Here is a 17,213-nt window from a genome sequence, read left to right on the forward strand (position 1 = left end):
CCGAACTGCCGCTCCGCCGCGGCCCCGAGGCGCACTCCGCGCCGGCTCCGACGTGCGTTCACTCGTACGGGTACGAGCCGGGCGGAGTTGTACGGGAAACGCCCGCGCCCATCCGGAGAGCCCCGCTCTGACCGATATGTTCGGCCTGCCGTCAAGCGTTCTCAGCGAGTTGCAGGTAGGTCCTCATGGAGCAGACGCCGAATCCGCACGGGTCGAACCTCCGGACCGCCGCCCTCGTCGGCGCCGTCGTTCTCACCGCCGTCCTCCCGCTGGCCGCCGCGTCGGCCGGTCCTGTGGGGCTGGGCGAGCACGGTTCACGGCCTGAAGCCCCGCCCGCCGCACCGTCGTTCTCGCTCTCGGCCGCCCCGGAGCGGAAGGGCGACGAGAAGGCCCGCGGGCCGGTCGAAGGCAAGGGCGCCGGCTCGCCCGCGGCGGCTCGCGGAACGGCAGGGCTGCTGTCCGAGCTCCAGATCGGCGGAACCTCCCGCTGCGGCCCCGAACTCACCTCCCCCGAAGGGCTCGAGGCGCAGACGTGCGTCCAGAGCGAGGACGGCGACACGTGGGGGCGCACGTACTACCGCAACGCGACGGGGCGAGCGCTGCGCGCCGTCCTCAGCCTCATGCGCCCGGACGGCCGGACCGTACAGGTGCGGTGCACGCTGAAGGCCGAGGACGAGCCGGGGACGTGCGAGACCCCGCGCGGGACGGGAACGGCCTCCCTCGCAACTCCCGCACGGGACAGGGCGCGTGGCGCGGAGCGTGAGCTGTCGCAAAGCCCGGTGTACGGAGCGGTGGCGGAGATCGTGTCGCCGGACTCGGACCGGCTGCTGCTGCGCTCGGGAAGCAACGCCCCGGAAACCGAGGCGGGTTGAGGCACCGGCCGGTGTCCGGGTACGGAAAGGCCCGGTCGCTGGCGACGGGGGATGCACCAGCGACCGGGCTTCCAGAACCGTAACAAGAGATCCGCCATTCGCAAATTCAATCGCGGATATCAGGGCCCCGATTTACCGCTCAGTAGGGGCAGTTGTGACGAGAGTCACGTCCGCGCGCCGAAGTGGGCTGGGACATTCCGCTCCCGGCCCACTTCGGCGTACCACCCGAGGCGGCCGCCCCCGGCCGCGGAACCCTCCGGGGCCGGGGGCGGATCCGCATCCGGTGTCAGCTCAGCGTCACCTGGCGGTTGGTGAGACCGCCGCGCGCCCGCCGCTCGTCGGCGGTCAGCGGCGCGTCGGACGCCAGCGCCTCGGCCAGCCGCTCCGCGAACTCCTGCGCGGGCTTCTCGATGTCGTCCGCCTCCGTCGCGCTCGGCAGGTCCCACACCGGCACCACGAGGCCATGGGCCCGGAACGAGCCGACGAGGCGGGTGTGTTCGCCCAGCGACGACGTCCCCGCGGCGTGCAGCCGCGAGAGGGCGTCGACCAGCTTCTCCTCGGGGTGCGGCATGACCCAGCGCAGATGGTTCTTCTCCGGCGTCCGGCACCAGTACGCCGCCTCCACGCCGGTGAGCCGGGCCGTGGGGATCGCGGCCTCGTTCGCGCGCTCCAGCGAAGCGGCCACCTCCGGCGAGGAGTCGGCCGTGTCCTCGAGCCAGAACTCGAAGCCGCTGTGCACGACCGGCGTGAACGGAGCGTCGGGGTCGATCAGGTCCTGCAGGCGCGGGCTGTCGGCGGGCACGCGCTCGGCGGCCACCGGGCTGCCGGGCGTCGCCTCCAGGGCGCGCCGCAGCACGTCGGCGATGTCGCGGCTGATGTCCCCGGACGCGGTGTCGTTCTGCAGGCCGAGCAGCACGGTGCCGTTCTCGCGGCGCAGCGCGGGCCAGGCCATCGGCAGGACGGTGGCGAGCGTGACGGACGGGACGCCCTCGGGCAGCCCGCTCTTCAGGTTGAGTTCCACGGTCGCGGCGGGGACGAGTTCGCGCAGGGCGACCCAGTCGCACTCGCCCGGCAGCCCTTCGAAGGGGCGCTGTACGAGCTCGGCCACGGCGTGGGCTGCGGCCCGTCCGTGACATGCCTTGTAGCGGCGGCCGGAACCGCAGGGGCAGGGCTCGCGCGCGCCGACGACCGGAATGTCTCCGTCGGCGACCTGGGGGGCAGCGGTCCTGCCGGAGGTCTTGGCCTTCGTCTGAGGGCGCTTCTTGGCCATGGCGTCGGTTTCTCCGTTACGGCGTCGATTCTTGGCCGCTGAGCCTAGTCCTTCGCCGTGCCGGGTGCGGTGCTCGGCGAGCCGGGCGCCCTGTCGCCGTGCCGCCGGCGCGTACCGCCCGGGTGTCATGTGGTTGCCGCCGAGGCGGCTACGGCCGGGTGCGCGCGGGCCGGCGCGTCAGCGGGCAGCCGGTGAGTCGTCGGCCGGCCGGGCCCGTCAGTCGAGACCGTGCGACGGGTCGAATCCGTCGAGGAGTTGGGCGACGTCCAGCACGGGGACCCCTACGCGCGGAGACATACCGGCGCGCCGCGGGGACGCGATGAGGACGGCCCATACGGTGACTTCGCCCGCCGCGCTGTCCCGTACGCCCCAGTCCTGGGCGAGTGCGGTGATGATGTTGAGGCCGCGGCCACCGCGCGCGGTGACCGAGGGAGTGGCCGGAAGTGGACGGGTCGGACCGCCACCGTCCGTCACCTCGACGGTGAGCCGGCCGAACTCGTCCACGCGCCAGGCGGCGCGCACCGCGTCGGATTCGCCCCCGTTCATCCCGCCGTGCAGCGGGCGGGCGTAGCGGTACGCGTTGCTCAGCAGCTCGGAGAGTACGAGGACGGCGTCGTCGACGACACACTCGGGAACTCCGCCGATACGGAGCCCCTCGCGCATTCTGCGCCGCGCCACACCCACGCCCGCTGGACCATGGGGTACGGCCATGATCGACGACGTCGGCACATCCTGTGCCACCACCAACGCCACCCCCGAGACCTCCTTTGCCCCACGCCACGGGATGGATGCCCTCCTGGACTGGACCGGAAACCGGCCAACCGCGATCCCGTGGCGCACAGCCAGCGATCGGACACGCATCGAACGCGCCGGTGCACTCCTTGTGATGAACAGGCCGGTTTCTGGGGCCAGGAGAGGGTTCGGGGAGGATTCGGCGGATCTTCGCGACAAGGGTTCCACGACCCTCGACCACGGGCCGGCGTCTACGGCCGGCCGAGCTGGGTGAGCACCTGCCGCGGGCGGTTGGTGATCACGGCGTCGACCCCGAGCCGGCGGCACAGCTCCACGTCCGCCGGCTCGTCGACGGTCCACACGTGGACGCGGTTGCCGGCGCGGTGCGCGCGCTCGACGTACCCGGGGTGGTTGCGCAGGATCCGCATGCTCGGCCCTGCGATGCGCGTGCCGCCCGGCAGGCGTCCGTCGCGGTAGCGCGGCGAGAGGAACTGCATCAGATAGACGGTGGGGACGTCCGGCGCCCCGAAGTTCACACGGTGCAGCGAGCGGGCCGAGAAGCTCATGACCCGTACCGCCGATGGCTCCCCGGGCGGCGGGCGGTCGAGGCCGAAGCGGCGCAGGAGATGCAGCAGCCGCTCCTCGACCTGGCCGGCCCAGCGGGTCGGGTGCTTGGTCTCGACGGCCAGCTCGACGCGGCGGCCGGCGTCGGAGACGAGTTCGAGGAGGCGTTCCAGGGTGAGCACGGAGGTGTGGGCCCGGTGTCCGCCCTCGTCCCAGTCCGGGGACTCGCCCGTCTCCCGGACCGCGTCGCCCTGCTTCCAGGAGCCGAAGTCGAGGGCGGCGAGATCGGAGAGCTCCAGCGCGGAGACGGCTCCGCGCCCGTTCGACGTCCGGTTGACCCGCCAGTCGTGCACGCAGACGAGATGGCCGTCCGCGGTGAGCCGTACATCGCACTCGAGGGCGTCGGCGCCGTCCTCGATGGCCTTGCGGTACGCGGCCAGCGTGTGCTCCGGTGCGTCCTCGGACGCGCCCCGGTGGGCGACCACGGAGATCGTGTGCGGCCCCGGACGGAGGCCGTGGGCCGGATGCGCATAGGTCACCGCGTTATGGTGCCACCGCCCGGCGGGAAGCCGCTCGCGAGGTCCGCACACCGGGAGCCAGCGGATGCGTCCGATTCGTCCGGGATAAAAGATGGCGGTCCAGGCGCCGCCACTGCTTACGGCGCTCTGACGCCCGGTGGGAAATGCTGGCAAGGAGACTGGGTTACGTGGGCCGTGACCGATGAATACTGACGTAACGTCGCGATCGAGCGACTGACGTGCACCTGAGGAGAAAGCTGTGAGCACCGAGAACGAGGGCGCCGCCGCACCGCGTGACGCGGAGCGGGCGCCCGAGACGCCGGGCAACGGGCCCGCGTCCGCGTCCGGCGCACCGACCGCAGACTCCGCCCACCGTGCGGAGCACGCGCCGCCCACGCCGCCCGTACCGCCCGCCCCGCCGGCCGTGCCGCCGGCCGAGGCGGCCACGCAGGGCTCCCCGTACGGCGCGGCGGACTCGGACCACCCGATGCCCGCGCCCGAGGAGCGGACCGCGCAGCTTCCTCCGGTGGGTGCCGGGGACGGCGACTCCGTCGCCCGAACGGCCCAATACCCCGCCGCGATGTCGGCGGCCGAGGGCGGGCCGGGCGGACAGCAGCCTCCAGGAGGTCAGCAGCAGCCGGGCGCCCATGGGGGGCAGCCCGGCCATCCCGGGGCTCCGGCCGGCGGTGCCGGCTGGCCTCCGCCCCCGCCCGGCCCGGGCGGGCACGGCGGCTGGGGCGGATACGGCGGCGCGCCGGAATCCGTACCTCCGGGCGGTGCCTCGCCGCGCCGCCGCCGCGAGTTCATCGCGGTCGTGGTCGCCGCGGCGCTGCTCGCGGGCGGTCTCGGCGCCGGCATCGGCATCCTCGCCACGGGAGGTGACGGCGGTTCGGACTCGACCACCGTCTCCTCCTCCGGCGACCCCGAGGTGCTCAACCGTTCGCCCAAGTCCGTCTCCGGCATAGCGCAGCGGGCGCTTCCGAGCGTCGTGACCCTGGAGGCGCAGGGCAACCAGGGAGAGGGCGGCACCGGCACCGGCTTCGTCTACGACAAGCAGGGCCACATCCTCACCAACAACCACGTGGTGGCGTCGGCGGCCGACGGCGGCAAGCTGACCGCGACGTTCTCCAACGGCAAGAAGTACGACGCAGCGGTCGTCGGCAAGGCGCAGGGCTACGACGTCGCCGTCCTCAAGCTCAAGAACGCCGACGACGCGAAGCTCAACCCGCTGCCGCTCGGCGACTCGGACAAGCGGACCGCGGTCGGCGACTCGACCATCGCGATCGGCGCGCCCTTCGGCCTGGCCGGCACGGTCACCACGGGCATCATCAGCGCCAAGAACCGCCCGGTCGCCTCCAGCGACGGCGCCAGCAACAACGCCTCGTACATGAGCGCGCTGCAGACGGACGCGTCGATCAACCCGGGCAACTCCGGCGGTCCGCTCCTCAACGCGCAGGGTGCCGTGATCGGCATCAACTCCGCGATCCAGTCGGCGGGCAACGGCCTCGGCGGCGACGGCGCCCAGCAGTCCGGCAGCATCGGCCTCGGCTTCGCCATCCCGATCAACCAGGCGAAGCGTGTGGCCGAGACGCTGATCAAGACGGGCAAGCCGGTCTACCCGGTGATCGGTGTCCAGGTCGACATCCGGGCTCAGGGCGAGGGCGCCCGTATCCCGGAGGGCGGCAACGGCGGCTCCGACGCCATCACCCCCAACGGTCCGGCGGCGAAGGCGGGCCTGAAGCCCGGCGACGTCATCACGAAGCTGGACGACACGGTGATCGACAGCGGCCCGACCCTGATCAGCACGATCTGGACCCACAAGCCGGGTGACGAGGTCAAGCTCACGTACAAGCGCGGCGGCAAGACGTCGACGGTGAACGTGACGCTGGGATCCCGTGAGGGCGACAGCTGACCGGCTGACGGCGTATCGCCGAACGGCCTGAGGGTGGGGCGCCGGACCTGGTCCGGCGCCCCACCCTTCTGTTCGCGTCTCCCGGGGTCGGTGCGGTGGTCCGGGTCCCCGCGTCCCACCGGACCGGGTATTCGAACTAGAATCGAACGTCGTGGACGACCGGTACGCCGCGGCGGGCCCCTGGGCCCGGGCAACTCTGCCCGACGGGCAGCAGCTCGACGTGATCGTCACCGGTCGTACCCGCACCCGGGACGGGCGCTGGTGGTACGAGCTCGAAGCCGTGCTCGTGGCCCGCATCCGGCTGCCCGACGGGCGGACCGTCGCCGAGCCCACGCCGGTCGCCTTCAGCATGCCGGCGCACCGCGTCGCCCCGATCCCGGGCGAGAGCTACGACGCGGTGCCCACCAACGGGGCCGTCGCCGGGCGGCAGTTCCTGGTGGAGAACCTCTGGCGCACCATCGACGGGCCCAGCCGCCGGCTCCACCGCCGCGACTGCTGGCAACCCAGCGCCGCCCACCGCCGTATCACCACGGACGAGGCGTTCGCGCTCCTCCACGACCCGGACGTCGCCCCCTGCGACATCTGCCACCCGGAACGCGCCCTCCGCCGCCACTGATCGCCCGCGCTCCGGCCGGGGCCCGAGCCCCCGCTCCGGCCGAAGCCCGCCCCAACGGCCGGACCGGTCACGGCCCATCGGCCCGCGCGGCCGCCCGCGGCCGGTAGGCTGTACCCCGCTCCGCCGCAGGTCGACGGAGCGAGGGAGGGTTGCCCGAGCGGCCTAAGGGAACGGTCTTGAAAACCGTCGTGGTGGCGACATCACCGTGGGTTCAAATCCCACACCCTCCGCGCAGGTCCAGCCGATGAGCTGGTCAGAAGGGGTGCCCCTCAGCTGAGGGGCACCCCTTCCGCGTGCGCGGCGCGTCAGAAGACGAACGGGCCGGGGTTCTGCGGAGAGGTCGCGGTGCAGGTCGCCGTGATACCGAAGACGACGACCGTGAGGGACGTCGCCTCGAGGCTGTCACCGGCGGCGACCGTGCCGGTCAGCGGCCCGGTGGAGACGGCGCTGCCGGCCGGGATCGCGGGGTTGGAGTTGCCCGTGAACGTGGTGGTCTCGGAGCCGTTCTTGCTCAGGGTGAGCGTGGACTTGACGGAGTTCTCCGAGATGGGGATGGGGGCGGTGATGGCGCCGGTGGAGACGGTGATCGTCGCCGCCGTGCCGTCCTGGGTGGCCGTGAGGGTCGCTTCGCCGGAGCCGAACGAACCGCAGTCGAACGCCAGGGTCGCCGTCGTGGGGTCGACGGCCTGGGCCGCGGGCGCCAGGGCGAGGGTGCCGGCGGCGAGGGCGCCTGACAGGAAGGTGGCCGTGCGGAGAGTGCGGCGCTTCATGGGGTCCCGCCTTCTTGTGTGGGGTTGAACGGGATGGTCGTCGGCTGCCGCCCACGGAGGCTGATGGACAGTCAGTGACGAGTGTCATTGGGGCACCAACACCCTCAGAAAACAAGGCGGTTGACCGTGATTGTTGACATGCAACGGTCATTCAATAGGTGTGGGGCGCGGCCCCGCAGTTTCTCCGGACGGCTGCCCGGTCACCCGTCGCCGGACGGCGGCCGGTCACGGTGGGTCCGCATCCCGCACGCTCCGCCGCCCACCTGGCACAGCCCCCGCGCGCGAGAGGAGAATGGAGGCACGCAGCAGCCATCTGCCGGTCGTCCCAGGAGGCGGCAATGCGTCAGACCCATCTCGCCGAGGAGTCGGCCGATTACCTCAAGGCCCGCGAGGAGCTGCGCCAGGCCGAGATCGAGTTGATGCGTCATCGCGAACGCGTCGCCGATCTGCGCCGTCGGCTGCCGCCGGGCCCCGTCGTCGACGACTACGGGTTCGAGGAAGGCCCGCGGACCTGGACGCCGGTGACGCGCCGGTGCGGACCGTGCGGCTGAGCGAGCTGTTCACAGGCCCCGGCCGCGTCGCCGCGGCCGGTCCGCCCGCCCTGCGGGCGCATGCCCGGGACCGGCGGTGGACGAACCTGCGCCTGCTCAGCGCCGGAGAGAGCACCTTCAAGTACGACCTGGGCAGCGAGGACGCCGAGGGCCTTCAGGACGCGACGGTGTCGGTGTTCACGCGCGACGGCGACGGCGCGGTGCGCCACTTCTACTCGGTGCACCCGAGGATGTCCGACGGCATCGACCAGCGCGGCATCGACCTGTACTCCCCGGTGTGGCATCTTCTCGACCTCACCCGCCGGGGCCGCGACGACTGGATCGCGTCGCTCAGCTATCAGCGCGCGGGGTAGGTGGCGGTGCAGCCGCGCGGAAAAGAGCGTGCGGCCCGCCCCCGTCCGTGGATAAGCTCGACCCGTTCGTGCCGGATCAGGAGCTGGAGAGACAGGGAGGTGAGGTTGATGACCGCGCTCACGGCCACCGTGCGCAGCGCCCGGGTCTCCCTCACGTCCCGGGCCGTGGCCTGACGTCGTCCTGCTCGTCCTCGCTGGGAGCGTGAGCTCGCGAGGCGTCCACACGAACCTCAATCCGGAACGGATCTTCCTTCATCATGCGCAACCACTGGATCACGCGCTCCGAGACCGCCGCCGACATCCCGGCCGTCCGTGAGATCAACCTGGCCGCCTTCCCCACCGCCGAGGAGGCCGACCTCGTTGACGCTCTGCGCGCCGACCCCGCCGCCTGGATCGACGGGCTCTCCGTCGTCGCCGCGGCCGAGGACGGACATCTCGTCGGCCACGCGCTGCTGACCCGCTGCCACATCGGTGACGCCCCGGCTCTCTGCCTGGCCCCGTGCGCCGTACGGCCGGAGCAGCAGAAGCAGGGCGCCGGCTCGGCCGCCATCCGCGCGGCCCTGGCCGCGGCCGAGGCGATGGGCGAGCACCATGTCGTCGTTCTCGGACACGCGGACTACTACCCGCGGTTCGGGTTCGGCCGTGCCTCCGCCCACGGCATCGGACTGACCATCGACGTCCCGGACGAGGCCCTGATGGCCCTCACCCTCGACGCCGCTCACCCGCTGCCCGGCGGGACCGTCCGCTACGCCGCACCGTTCGGCATCTGACCCACCTGCCGCGCGGGGACGTCACCACGTCCCCGCGCGGCACCCTTTCGCTGCCCGCGCGGTCCGAGCCCCATGGCGGTGCCCGAGGCGTATGCAGTCCGGCGGCCCATGGCGTCTACGGGGCGGCGTAGTTGGGCAGGGAGGCCAGGAACGCGCCGACCTCTCGGGCCTCGGCCGGGTCGAAGCTCCGCTTCGGTATCGGCACGGGCGACACCCTCGAGGGGTGGAGCAGGAAGAACTCCGGGGTCTCCGTCACCTTGACGTAGTTCGTCCACAGCGACTCCGACCTGCTGCGGGCCCGGTCCATGACGATCTTCTCCTCGGTACTTCCAGCGCTCGAAGGACACGACAAGCCGATTTGTGCCGTCATGCCCGGGGGGAGACCCACGCGGGCCGTGCGCCCTGGGCACCGCGCCACGCGTGAGAGGCTTCCGGGATGTTCCCGCAGACCGAACGCCTCTCGCTGCGCCGCTTCCGCCCGGAGGACGCGCCGGCGCTCGCCGCGTACCGCTCCGATCCGGCCGTCGCCCGCTACCAGAGCTGGGACCATCCGCTGCCGGTCGAGGCGGCGGAGGCGCTCGTCCGGTCGTACGCGGCGGGGGACCCGGGGGAGCCCGGGTGGTTCCAGTACGCGGTGGAGCTGAAGAGCGAGGGCGCGCTGGTCGGGGACGTGGGGGTGTGCTTGCACGAGAACCGGATGCAGGCCGAGATCGGGTTCACCCTCGCCCCCGGCCGCCAGGGGCACGGCTACGCCACCGAGGCGATCGGCGCGGTGCTGCGGGAGCTGTTCGAGGAGCGCGGAGTGCACCGGGTGTCCGCGGAGTGCGATGCGCGCAACCTGGCGTCCGCCCGGCTCCTGGAGCGGGTGGGATTCCAACGCGAAGGACTGCGGCCCGAATTCACTTGGCTCAAGGGTGAGTGGACCGACGACCTGCTGTTCGGGCTGCTGGCCGAGCGGTGGCGCGCGCTCACCCCATAGTCCCGCTCACCCCGTAGTCCCGCTCACCGCGTCACTCCGTTCACCGCGTACCCCCGCTCAGCGGCAGCCGTGGGGCGGCCCGACCGTGCACCGGTCCGGCCGCCCCACCGCGCGTGAACTGTCCTTACGGCTGTCAGGCCTCCAGCCACGAGCCGGTCAGCCCCTGCACCGCGGAGCCGTCCCGGTCGGCCAGCTTCACCCCGGTGAACTCGGCCGCCCAGTCGGAGGTCTGGTACCGGAAGCGCGGCTCGGCGTCGGTCAGCGGGCGGATCACGTACTCCGCGCACTCCTCGGCGGTCTGGGAGGTCGAGGCCTCGTACGCCTCGGCCGTCCGCGCCAGGTAGCGGTTGATCACGGGCTGGTAGTCGCCGGCGCCCGCGATCAGGGCGTCGACGTCGCGGTCCGCGCGGACGTTGTTGACGAACTCGGTGACCACGGCGCCGGGTTCGACCACGCTCACCGCGACCCCAAGCTTCGCCACGACCGGGGCGAGGCTCTCCATCCAGCCCTCGACGGCGAACTTCGCGGCGCAGTACGCCTCGTTGAACGGCTGGCCCACCACTCCCCCGACGCTCGTCACCGTCACGAGGCGGCCCCGCGAGGCGCGCAGGTGCGGCAGTACGGCCTTGGTCACCTGGACGACGCCGAAGAAGTTGACCTCCATGACCCTGCGGACGGCGTCGACGTCCTCGAGTTCTATGGTGCCGAGGTGCCCGGCGCCCGCGTTGTTGATCACCGCGTCCAGCCGCCCGTAGTCGGCGACGACGCCCTCGACGCAGGCCGCGACCGAGGCGGGGTCGACGACGTCGAGCTGCCGGATGTCCGCCCCGGGCAGCGCCTCGCGCAGCGGTCCGGCCTTGTCCGTGTCGCGCATCGTGGCGACGACCTGGTAGCCCGCCTTGTCGGCGAGGACGGCGGCGGCCCGCCCGATGCCGGTGGAGGTGCCCGTGATGAGTACGACCTTCATGGTGTGCCTGTCTTTCGTGCGGTGCGGATGGGGGTGGAGGTGGGGGGGGAGCGGGTGCGGCCCGCCCCACCGGCGGGGGTCAGTTGTTGACGCGGTCCATGAGCTGCTCGGGGTAGCGCAGTCCGGCGGCCGCACCCGGGGGCAGGGCGGTGTCGAGTGCGGCGAGGTGCCCGGCGCCCAGGGTCACGTCCGCTGCGGCGGTGTTCTCCTCCAGATACGCGATGCGCTTGGTGCCGGGGATCGGTACGACGTTCTCGCCCTGGTGCAGCAGCCACGCCAGCGCCAGCTGCGTCGGGGTGATGCCGATGTCGCCGGCGAGAGCGCGGACCTGGTCGGCCAGGCGCAGATTGCGGCGAAGGTTCTCGCCCTGGAAGCGCGGGTCGACACGGCGGTAGTCGTTCTCGGCGAGCGAGGAGAGGTCCGTGACCGCGCCGGAGAGGAAGCCGCGGCCCACGGGGGAGTAGGGGACGAGGGCGACGCCCAGCTCGCGCGCGGTGGGCAGGATGTCCGCCTCCACCGAGCGCTCCCAGAGCGAGTACTCGGTCTGCAGGGCGGCGACCGGGTGGACGGCGTGGGCCCGGCGCAGGGTGTCGGCGCTGACCTCGGAGAGTCCGATGTGGCGGATCTTTCCGGCGGCGACGAGTTCGGCGAGGCCGCCGACGGTGTCCTCGATCGGCACCTGCGGGTCGCGGCGGTGCAGGTAGTAGAGGTCGATGTGGTCCAGGCCGAGGCGGGCGAGCGAGGCGTCGACCGCCTGCTTGGCGTACTCGGGGGTCGAGTCGACGGTGACGCCGTCCCCCTGCCGGCGGGCGCCGAACTTGGTGGCCACGACGGCCTCTTCGCGGCGGCGGCCGGCCAGGGCGCGGCCGAGCAGCTCCTCGTTGTGGCCGGAGCCGTAGACGTCCGCGGTGTCGAGCAGATTCACGCCCAGGTCGAGGGCGCGGTGGATGGTGGCGACCGAGCGGACGTCGTCGGTGGCGCCGTAGAACTCGGACATGCCCATCAGGCCGAGTCCGAGGGGGTGGACCGCCGGTCCGCCGGTGCCCAGGGTGCGCTGCTGCATGGTGCGGCTCCCGCCGTGAGGTGAGGAGGGGCGCGTCGGGTGGCGCGCTCGCTGACACACAAGAAGTTATGATGCATAACCATCATTGTCAATTCTGGTTGTGCTCAATCAGTTCCTTTAGGCTGTGACCATGGCTTCTGCGCGCGACCCGCTGTCCTCCGAGGTGATCTCCCTCTTCGCAAAGATCACGACCCGCTACAGCCGGGAGTACGAGGCCGCCGCCGCCCAGCACGACATCACTCCGCAGCAGGTCAAGGTGCTTCTCGCGCTGGACGAGACCCCGCTGCCGATGCGGCGGATCGCTGAGCGGGTGGGGGCCGAGCCGTCCAACCTCACCGGCGTCATCGACCGGCTCCAGGCCCGCGGCCTCGTCGAGCGCCGCCCCGATCCGAACGACCGGCGGGTCAAGCTGCTGGCCACGACGGAGGCCGGGGAAGCCGCGGCGAAGGATCTTCAGGGGCGGCTGTGCTTCGCGAGCGACCCGCTCGTCGCCCTCGGCGATGACCAGCGGCGCGAACTGCGCGATCTTCTCCGGCTCATGGCCGATTCCTGACCTCGGGCGTCGCAGAACCGTTCTTTCCTCGCGGTGGTCGTCCGGCGGGCCGGGGCGAACGGCGGATCCGGGCGAACGGAAGGGGCGCCCGGACCCGCCGGACGCCCCTTCCCCACTCCCGCTCCGGGGGTCGGCGGGAGATCCGGCTCGCACGCAGGGCGGCAAGCCGGAGTCATCGGGGTGACGAGTCCCTCGGCTCGTTGTGTTGAGGATGGCACCGTCGGCACTAGTGACCTGCCTAGGTTCTCCCGCCGAGGCGCCGGATGCGCTGGACGTGCCGGAGGCGTCGGTGAGTTCGCCGTACCGGAGGTGCCGGCGAGGCGTACGGCCGCGATCCTTACGCCGCTTGCCGCTTGCCGCTTGCCGCTTGCCGCTTGCCGCAGTCGCAGGTCGCAGGTCGCGGTCACGCGGACCACGGCGCCGTGTGCCGGGCGGCCGACGCCAGGGTGGCGCGGGCCTCACGCTCGGTGAGGCCGGTGCGGAGCGCGGCGTCGGCCAGACCGGGGGCCAACTCCTCGCCGAGCCCGCTCTCGTAGGCCCGGCAGGCGGCCCAGAACAGCCGGTCGTTCCGCTGGCCCGGCCGTGCGTCCTGGACGAACTGGATCAGTGCTACGCCGTGCGGGCCCGGTGCCCCGGATCCCGGCCGGCCCACCGCATACGGACCGGGGCGCGCCGGCGCGCGATGCGGCTGCGGTTCGAGCAGGCGCAGAAGCGCGCCCGGGACGGGTGCGGGCCGTACGGGGCCGGGCGCGAGGCGGTACACGCCCCCGGTCGCGTACGAGCCCGGGCCGACCAGATAGCCGCCGCTTCCGCGCACGTCGACGCCGGGGGCGATGCGGCCGGCCGAGTTCGGCACGGGCCGGCCGGGCGGGCCGGTCAGCCACAGATGTCGGCCGCCGCTGGGCGTGAGGACGGTGACGGTGCGGGGGACGGCGAAGCCGTGGTCACGGGCGAGGCGCAGCAGGGAGGCGAGGCCGTCCGCGCCGTATCTGACGTCCAGGTCGAGGCCGATGAGGTGGTGCGGGGCGCGGCCGCAGGCGATGCCGTAGCCCGTGGCCCACGGTGCGGCGGCGAAGAGCGCCAGGACGCCCGCCGGGTCGGTCGTCGCGTCGTGTACGCCGTGTCCGGCGCGGCCGCACGCGCCGGTGCACCGTACGGGTGCGGGGTCGGTGCGGTGCGGGGAGCGCACGGCGGGCAGCTTGCCGCGGGTCAGGGGGATCACGGGCAGGCCGAGTGCCGCCGCGGCCAGGGCGTGGCGGCGTGGATCGGCCGGGGGAACTCCGGCCGGGGGCCAGGGCGTGGCGGTCGAAGCCATACGCCCATTTTCGTGCACGTGTTCGACTATGGAAAGTGGGCGTAGTCCTCGCCACCCGAAAGAGGGGCGCGGTGTCGGGACCGCGTTCCGTCCGCCCCGCGCGCGGGGCGGACGCCACGGCGTCCGGGTGTGCGCGAGGTTTGCCGCCCGGTCCTCACGCCTGCGGGCGAATTGGGTCGTCCCGAGCTTTCGCCGCGGATTTCGTGGGCAACTCTGGCTGCGCGACGTTGTCGCAAGCGAAGGCGGCCGGTCAACTGCCGCGTAGCACCCAGGACTTCCGCCCATGGAGGAGACACATGGCAAGCATCCGTACCGTCCGCGGCCTCGCCGCCCTCGCCTCGCTGCCGTTGGCGGCCACCCTGTTCACGGGTGTGGCGCAGGCCGAGAACGGGCCGTCCGCGGGCGACGGATCGAACGCGAGCACCGCCGCGCTCATGGGTGGCGGCGCCAGCGGCCGCAATGCGGGCAACTCCACGACGGTGCAGCAGGTCTCGACGGGCGCCGGTGCCTCGAACCAGAACAGCACCGCCAGCGTGAAGGACGCGAAGAGCACCACCATCGACCAGTCCACGCACGACGTCTCGGTGTACTTCAGCCGGCTGAAGTGAGCGGGGGGTTCCACAGCCACCGGGGAGGGTGAGCGGTTCGCGCGGCGGTGCCTGACGGGTGCCGCCGCGCAGCCGCGTCCGCCCCCGGCCCGCCCGGACGCCCGTACGGTCCGCGACCTTGACACCTCTCCTGATCTGACGGACAGTCAGAAACCTTGACCGGCACGGTTCAGGGGGTGGGGTGGGAGTGGACGACGGCCTGTACGAGCGGATCACGGCGTACGAGGGGCGGCCCGCCGCGACCGGAGGGCAGGGGCGCGATCCCGTCAACGAGCCCATGATCAGGCACTGGTGCGAGGCCATGGGCGATACCAGCCCCGCGTACCCCGCCGTCGCACCGCCCACGATGCTCCAGGCGTGGACGATGGCCGGACTGTCCGGGCCGCGCAGGACCGGGGCCTACATCGAACTGCTGGAACTGCTGGACGAAGCCGGGTTCACCTCCATCGTGGCGACCGACTGCGAGCAGGAGTATCTGCGTCCGCTCCGTCCCGGCGACCGCATCGGCTTCGACGCCGTGATCGAGTCCGTCTCCCCCCGGAAGACGACGAAGCTCGGATCCGGCCACTTCGTGACCACCCGGATGGACATCACGGCCGACGGCGAGCCCGCCGGCACCCACCGCTTCCGCGTCCTCAAGTACGCGCCCGCGCAACGCAACCGGCCGAAGCCGAGCGAGGACGCCGCCGAGCGGGCCCCGGCCGCCCGCCGCCCCCGCCCGGTGATCAACCGCGACAACGCCGGATTCTGGGACGGCGTCGCCCGCCGCGAACTCCTCATCCAGCGCTGCACCGCATGCGCGACGCTCCGCTTCCCCTGGCTCCCCGGGTGCAACGCGTGCGGCTCCCCCGGCTGGGACACCGTCCGCGCCTCCGGCTCCGGGACCGTCCACACGTACGTCGTCATGCACCACCCGCCGTTCCCCGCGTTCGACCCTCCCTACGCGGTGGCGCTGGTCGAACTGGCCGAAGGCGTACGCATGATCAGCAACATCACCGGTGTGCCGTACGACAAGGTCCGCATCGGCATGCCCGTGGAGCTCGCCTTCCTCGCCGCCGACGAGGAGCTGACCCTGCCCGTCTTCCGCGGAAGCGAGGGCTGAGCCCATGACGTCCACCGGCGAGAGGCCCCGCACCGGCACCACCCCGCGCCCCGGAGACGAACTGCCCCCGCTGCGCATCCCCGTCACCCGCACGCTCATCGTCGCCGGCGCCATCGCCTCCCGCGACTACCAGGACGTGCACCACGACACGGAGGCCGCGCAGGCGAAGGGCTCCCCCGACATCTTCATGAACATCCTCACCACCAACGGCCTCGTCGGCCGCTACATCACCGACCACTTCGGGCCGGCGGCACGCTTGAGGAAGGTGGCCATCCGGCTGGGTGTGCCCAACTACCCCGGCGACGAGATGGTGCTGACCGGCACCGTCACCGCCGTGGAGGACCGGCTCGCCCAGGTCCGGGTGGTCGGCGCCAACCGCCTCGGTCACCACGTCACCGGCACCGTCATCGTCGAACTCCCGGACAGCGCATCGGACATGCCGGATCAGGAGACCCCGGAGGTGAGCGCATGAGCGTCCGCGACCGGGACCGCCTGGGCGGCGTAGCGGCCATCGCCGGCATCGGTGCCACGGAGTTCTCCAAGGACTCGGGGCGCAGCGAACTGAAGCTCGCGGTCGAGGCGGTCCACACCGCTCTGGAGGACGCCGGGCTCGTCCCCGCGGACGTCGACGGCATGGTCACCTTCACCATGGACACCAGCCCCGAGATCACCGTGGCGCAGGCGGCCGGCATCGGGGAACTGTCCTTCTTCTCGCGGGTCCACTACGGCGGTGGCGCGGCCTGCGCCACCGTGCTGCAGGCGGCCATGGCCGTCGCCACGGGCCAGGCGGACGTGGTCGTCTGCTACCGCGCCTTCAACGAGCGGTCGGGCCGCCGCTTCGGCTCGGGCGTGCAGCACCGCGAGCCCTCGGCCGAGGGCGCCGCGCTCGGCTGGGCGCTCCCGTTCGGCCTGCTCACCCCCGCGTCCTGGGTCGCCATGGCGGCGCAGCGCTACCTCCACACGTACGGGCTGACACCCGAGGTCTTCGGCCATGTCGCCGTCACCGACCGCCGGTACGCCGCCACCAATCCCGCCGCGTACTTCCACGGGAAGCCGATCACGCTCGCGGACCACGCCGCCTCCCGCTGGATCGTCGAGCCGCTGCGCCTGCTCGACTGCTGCCAGGAGACGGACGGCGGACAGGCGATCGTCGTGACCTCGGCCGAGCGGGCACGGGACCTGCGCCACCCGCCCGCCGTCATCGTGTCCGCCGCCCAGGGCGCGGGCCGTGCCCAGGAGCAGATGACGGGCTTCTACCACGGTCCGCTGACGGGCCTGCCCGAGACGGGGGTCGTCGCGCGCCGGCTGTGGGGCGGCAGCGGGCTGGGCCCCGGCGACATCGACGTCGCGATCCTCTACGACCACTTCACGCCGTTCGTGCTGATGCAGCTCGAGGAGTTCGGCTTCTGCCCGCGCGGCGAGGCGGGCGCCTTCGTCGCCGCGGGTGAGCTGCCGCTCAACACGCACGGCGGCCAGCTCGGCGAGGCGTATCTGCACGGAATGAACGGCATCGCCGAGGCCGTACGGCAGGTGCGGGGCAGCGCCGTGAACCAGGTGGCGGGGGCTAGCACGGTTCTGGTGACGGCGGGAACCGGAGTTCCGACATCCGGGCTTCTGATTGGTTCATCCGACTGACTTCGGTCAGCCATGTCGCGTGTCTGCCCCTTCTCCGGGTTGCGGGCACCGTTCACTCGCCCT

General features: G+C 72.5%; 20 protein-coding genes and 1 tRNA gene. 13 read left to right on the forward strand and 8 right to left on the reverse strand.

The annotated features are described in order from the left end of the window. The first annotated feature begins 185 nt into the window (after nucleotides 1–185). A complete protein-coding gene (locus ABZ822_RS07740; RefSeq protein ID WP_360848417.1) occupies nucleotides 186–872 on the forward strand; it encodes a hypothetical protein in 687 nt (228 codons plus the stop codon). Between the two features lie 286 nt (nucleotides 873–1,158). Here ABZ822_RS07740 and ABZ822_RS07745 read toward each other — a convergent pair whose 3' ends face one another. From ABZ822_RS07745 to ABZ822_RS07755, 3 genes are all read right to left on the reverse strand, one after another. Beyond that, on the reverse strand, nucleotides 1,159–2,142 hold the full coding sequence (locus tag ABZ822_RS07745; protein WP_360848420.1) for a DUF5926 family protein: 984 nt from the start codon (nucleotides 2,140–2,142) through the stop codon (nucleotides 1,159–1,161). Nucleotides 2,143–2,358: 216 nt separating this feature from the next. Then, nucleotides 2,359–3,003: an ATP-binding protein gene (locus ABZ822_RS07750; protein ID WP_360848423.1), complete on the reverse strand. Its 645-nt coding sequence runs from the start codon at nucleotides 3,001–3,003 to the stop codon at nucleotides 2,359–2,361. A gap of 122 nt (nucleotides 3,004–3,125) precedes the next feature. Then, the gene (locus ABZ822_RS07755; protein WP_360848426.1) at nucleotides 3,126–3,977 is read right to left on the reverse strand and encodes a glycerophosphodiester phosphodiesterase; all 852 of its coding nucleotides are present in this window, start codon (nucleotides 3,975–3,977) and stop codon (nucleotides 3,126–3,128) included. Between the two features lie 238 nt (nucleotides 3,978–4,215). On the opposite strand from ABZ822_RS07755, the gene ABZ822_RS07760 reads away from it, so the two are divergent. From ABZ822_RS07760 to ABZ822_RS07770, 3 genes are all read left to right on the forward strand, one after another. After that, nucleotides 4,216–5,868, forward strand: a complete 1,653-nt coding sequence (locus ABZ822_RS07760) for a trypsin-like peptidase domain-containing protein (RefSeq protein WP_360848429.1) — start codon at nucleotides 4,216–4,218, stop codon at nucleotides 5,866–5,868. Nucleotides 5,869–6,019: 151 nt separating this feature from the next. Then, the gene (locus ABZ822_RS07765; protein WP_360848432.1) at nucleotides 6,020–6,484 is read left to right on the forward strand and encodes a DUF6233 domain-containing protein; all 465 of its coding nucleotides are present in this window, start codon (nucleotides 6,020–6,022) and stop codon (nucleotides 6,482–6,484) included. A 143-nt stretch (nucleotides 6,485–6,627) separates the two neighbouring features. Then, nucleotides 6,628–6,714 (forward strand) — tRNA-Ser (locus ABZ822_RS07770). A gap of 75 nt (nucleotides 6,715–6,789) precedes the next feature. On the opposite strand, the gene ABZ822_RS07775 is transcribed toward ABZ822_RS07770, so the two are convergent. After that, on the reverse strand, nucleotides 6,790–7,254 hold the full coding sequence (locus ABZ822_RS07775; protein ID WP_360848435.1) for a hypothetical protein: 465 nt from the start codon (nucleotides 7,252–7,254) through the stop codon (nucleotides 6,790–6,792). Nucleotides 7,255–7,592: 338 nt separating this feature from the next. On the opposite strand from ABZ822_RS07775, the gene ABZ822_RS07780 reads away from it, so the two are divergent. From ABZ822_RS07780 to ABZ822_RS07790, 3 genes are all read left to right on the forward strand, one after another. After that, on the forward strand, nucleotides 7,593–7,805 hold the full coding sequence (locus ABZ822_RS07780; RefSeq protein WP_360848443.1) for a DUF899 family protein: 213 nt from the start codon (nucleotides 7,593–7,595) through the stop codon (nucleotides 7,803–7,805). Next, complete coding sequence (locus ABZ822_RS07785; protein ID WP_360848446.1) at nucleotides 7,796–8,158, forward strand: DUF899 family protein; 363 nt, start codon at nucleotides 7,796–7,798, stop codon at nucleotides 8,156–8,158. Before ABZ822_RS07780 ends, ABZ822_RS07785 begins: the two co-directional genes overlap by 10 nt. 257 nt (nucleotides 8,159–8,415) lie before the next feature. Then, nucleotides 8,416–8,928: an N-acetyltransferase gene (locus tag ABZ822_RS07790; RefSeq protein WP_360848448.1), complete on the forward strand. Its 513-nt coding sequence runs from the start codon at nucleotides 8,416–8,418 to the stop codon at nucleotides 8,926–8,928. Nucleotides 8,929–9,043: 115 nt separating this feature from the next. On the opposite strand, the gene ABZ822_RS07795 is transcribed toward ABZ822_RS07790, so the two are convergent. Continuing rightward, nucleotides 9,044–9,478 carry a YcxB family protein gene (locus ABZ822_RS07795; RefSeq protein ID WP_360848451.1) on the reverse strand — a complete coding sequence of 145 codons (435 nt, stop codon included), beginning with the start codon at nucleotides 9,476–9,478 and terminating at the stop codon, nucleotides 9,044–9,046. Here ABZ822_RS07795 and ABZ822_RS07800 point away from each other — a divergent pair. Continuing rightward, on the forward strand, nucleotides 9,365–9,907 hold the full coding sequence (locus ABZ822_RS07800; RefSeq protein ID WP_360848454.1) for a GNAT family protein: 543 nt from the start codon (nucleotides 9,365–9,367) through the stop codon (nucleotides 9,905–9,907). The two genes, ABZ822_RS07795 and ABZ822_RS07800, sit on opposite strands and share 114 nt — an antisense overlap. A gap of 133 nt (nucleotides 9,908–10,040) precedes the next feature. On the opposite strand, the gene ABZ822_RS07805 is transcribed toward ABZ822_RS07800, so the two are convergent. Both ABZ822_RS07805 and ABZ822_RS07810 read right to left on the reverse strand, forming a co-directional pair. Further along, nucleotides 10,041–10,874: an SDR family NAD(P)-dependent oxidoreductase gene (locus tag ABZ822_RS07805; protein ID WP_360848457.1), complete on the reverse strand. Its 834-nt coding sequence runs from the start codon at nucleotides 10,872–10,874 to the stop codon at nucleotides 10,041–10,043. Between the two features lie 79 nt (nucleotides 10,875–10,953). Further along, complete coding sequence (locus ABZ822_RS07810) at nucleotides 10,954–11,937, reverse strand: aldo/keto reductase (protein WP_360848461.1); 984 nt, start codon at nucleotides 11,935–11,937, stop codon at nucleotides 10,954–10,956. Between the two features lie 130 nt (nucleotides 11,938–12,067). Between ABZ822_RS07810 and ABZ822_RS07815 the strand changes: the two genes are divergently transcribed. Then, nucleotides 12,068–12,490, forward strand: a complete 423-nt coding sequence (locus tag ABZ822_RS07815; RefSeq protein ID WP_360848464.1) for a MarR family transcriptional regulator — start codon at nucleotides 12,068–12,070, stop codon at nucleotides 12,488–12,490. Between the two features lie 403 nt (nucleotides 12,491–12,893). Here the strand turns inward: ABZ822_RS07815 and ABZ822_RS07820 are convergent, their stop codons facing one another. Further along, the gene (locus ABZ822_RS07820; RefSeq protein WP_360848467.1) at nucleotides 12,894–13,805 is read right to left on the reverse strand and encodes a bifunctional DNA primase/polymerase; all 912 of its coding nucleotides are present in this window, start codon (nucleotides 13,803–13,805) and stop codon (nucleotides 12,894–12,896) included. A 296-nt stretch (nucleotides 13,806–14,101) separates the two neighbouring features. Between ABZ822_RS07820 and ABZ822_RS07825 the strand changes: the two genes are divergently transcribed. The 4 genes from ABZ822_RS07825 (at nucleotide 14,102) to ABZ822_RS07840 (ending at nucleotide 17,150) form a co-directional block, all read left to right on the forward strand. Next, a complete protein-coding gene (locus ABZ822_RS07825; protein WP_360848470.1) occupies nucleotides 14,102–14,413 on the forward strand; it encodes a hypothetical protein in 312 nt (103 codons plus the stop codon). A gap of 181 nt (nucleotides 14,414–14,594) precedes the next feature. Beyond that, nucleotides 14,595–15,515 carry an OB-fold domain-containing protein gene (locus ABZ822_RS07830; RefSeq protein WP_360848473.1) on the forward strand — a complete coding sequence of 307 codons (921 nt, stop codon included), beginning with the start codon at nucleotides 14,595–14,597 and terminating at the stop codon, nucleotides 15,513–15,515. 4 nt (nucleotides 15,516–15,519) lie between these two features. Further along, entirely contained in the window at nucleotides 15,520–15,987 is a 468-nt protein-coding gene (locus tag ABZ822_RS07835; RefSeq protein WP_360848476.1) for a MaoC family dehydratase, read from the forward strand. After that, nucleotides 15,984–17,150 carry a lipid-transfer protein gene (locus ABZ822_RS07840; protein WP_360848480.1) on the forward strand — a complete coding sequence of 389 codons (1,167 nt, stop codon included), beginning with the start codon at nucleotides 15,984–15,986 and terminating at the stop codon, nucleotides 17,148–17,150. Before ABZ822_RS07835 ends, ABZ822_RS07840 begins: the two co-directional genes overlap by 4 nt. The last annotated feature ends 63 nt before the right edge of the window (nucleotides 17,151–17,213 follow it).

This window comes from Streptomyces sp. NPDC047108 (assembly GCF_040643575.1).
In the GTDB taxonomy this organism is placed as follows: domain Bacteria; phylum Actinomycetota; class Actinomycetes; order Streptomycetales; family Streptomycetaceae; genus Streptomyces.

Bases quoted from the DNA above. Each gene is read 5' to 3' on its own strand.
- ABZ822_RS07740 (WP_360848417.1), top strand. From the start codon at position 186: ATGGAGCAGACGCCGAATCCGCACGGGTCGAACCTCCGGACCGCCGCC.
- ABZ822_RS07745 (WP_360848420.1), bottom strand. From the start codon at position 2,142: ATGGCCAAGAAGCGCCCTCAGACGAAGGCCAAGACCTCCGGCAGGACC.
- ABZ822_RS07750 (WP_360848423.1), bottom strand. From the start codon at position 3,003: ATGCGTGTCCGATCGCTGGCTGTGCGCCACGGGATCGCGGTTGGCCGG.
- ABZ822_RS07775 (WP_360848435.1), bottom strand. From the start codon at position 7,254: ATGAAGCGCCGCACTCTCCGCACGGCCACCTTCCTGTCAGGCGCCCTC.
- ABZ822_RS07780 (WP_360848443.1), top strand. From the start codon at position 7,593: ATGCGTCAGACCCATCTCGCCGAGGAGTCGGCCGATTACCTCAAGGCC.
- ABZ822_RS07790 (WP_360848448.1), top strand. From the start codon at position 8,416: ATGCGCAACCACTGGATCACGCGCTCCGAGACCGCCGCCGACATCCCG.
- ABZ822_RS07800 (WP_360848454.1), top strand. From the start codon at position 9,365: ATGTTCCCGCAGACCGAACGCCTCTCGCTGCGCCGCTTCCGCCCGGAG.
- ABZ822_RS07795 (WP_360848451.1), bottom strand. From the start codon at position 9,478: ATGGTCCCAGCTCTGGTAGCGGGCGACGGCCGGATCGGAGCGGTACGC.
- ABZ822_RS07805 (WP_360848457.1), bottom strand. From the start codon at position 10,874: ATGAAGGTCGTACTCATCACGGGCACCTCCACCGGCATCGGGCGGGCC.
- ABZ822_RS07810 (WP_360848461.1), bottom strand. From the start codon at position 11,937: ATGCAGCAGCGCACCCTGGGCACCGGCGGACCGGCGGTCCACCCCCTC.
- ABZ822_RS07815 (WP_360848464.1), top strand. From the start codon at position 12,068: ATGGCTTCTGCGCGCGACCCGCTGTCCTCCGAGGTGATCTCCCTCTTC.
- ABZ822_RS07820 (WP_360848467.1), bottom strand. From the start codon at position 13,805: ATGGCTTCGACCGCCACGCCCTGGCCCCCGGCCGGAGTTCCCCCGGCC.
- ABZ822_RS07825 (WP_360848470.1), top strand. From the start codon at position 14,102: ATGGCAAGCATCCGTACCGTCCGCGGCCTCGCCGCCCTCGCCTCGCTG.
- ABZ822_RS07835 (WP_360848476.1), top strand. From the start codon at position 15,520: ATGACGTCCACCGGCGAGAGGCCCCGCACCGGCACCACCCCGCGCCCC.
- ABZ822_RS07840 (WP_360848480.1), top strand. From the start codon at position 15,984: ATGAGCGTCCGCGACCGGGACCGCCTGGGCGGCGTAGCGGCCATCGCC.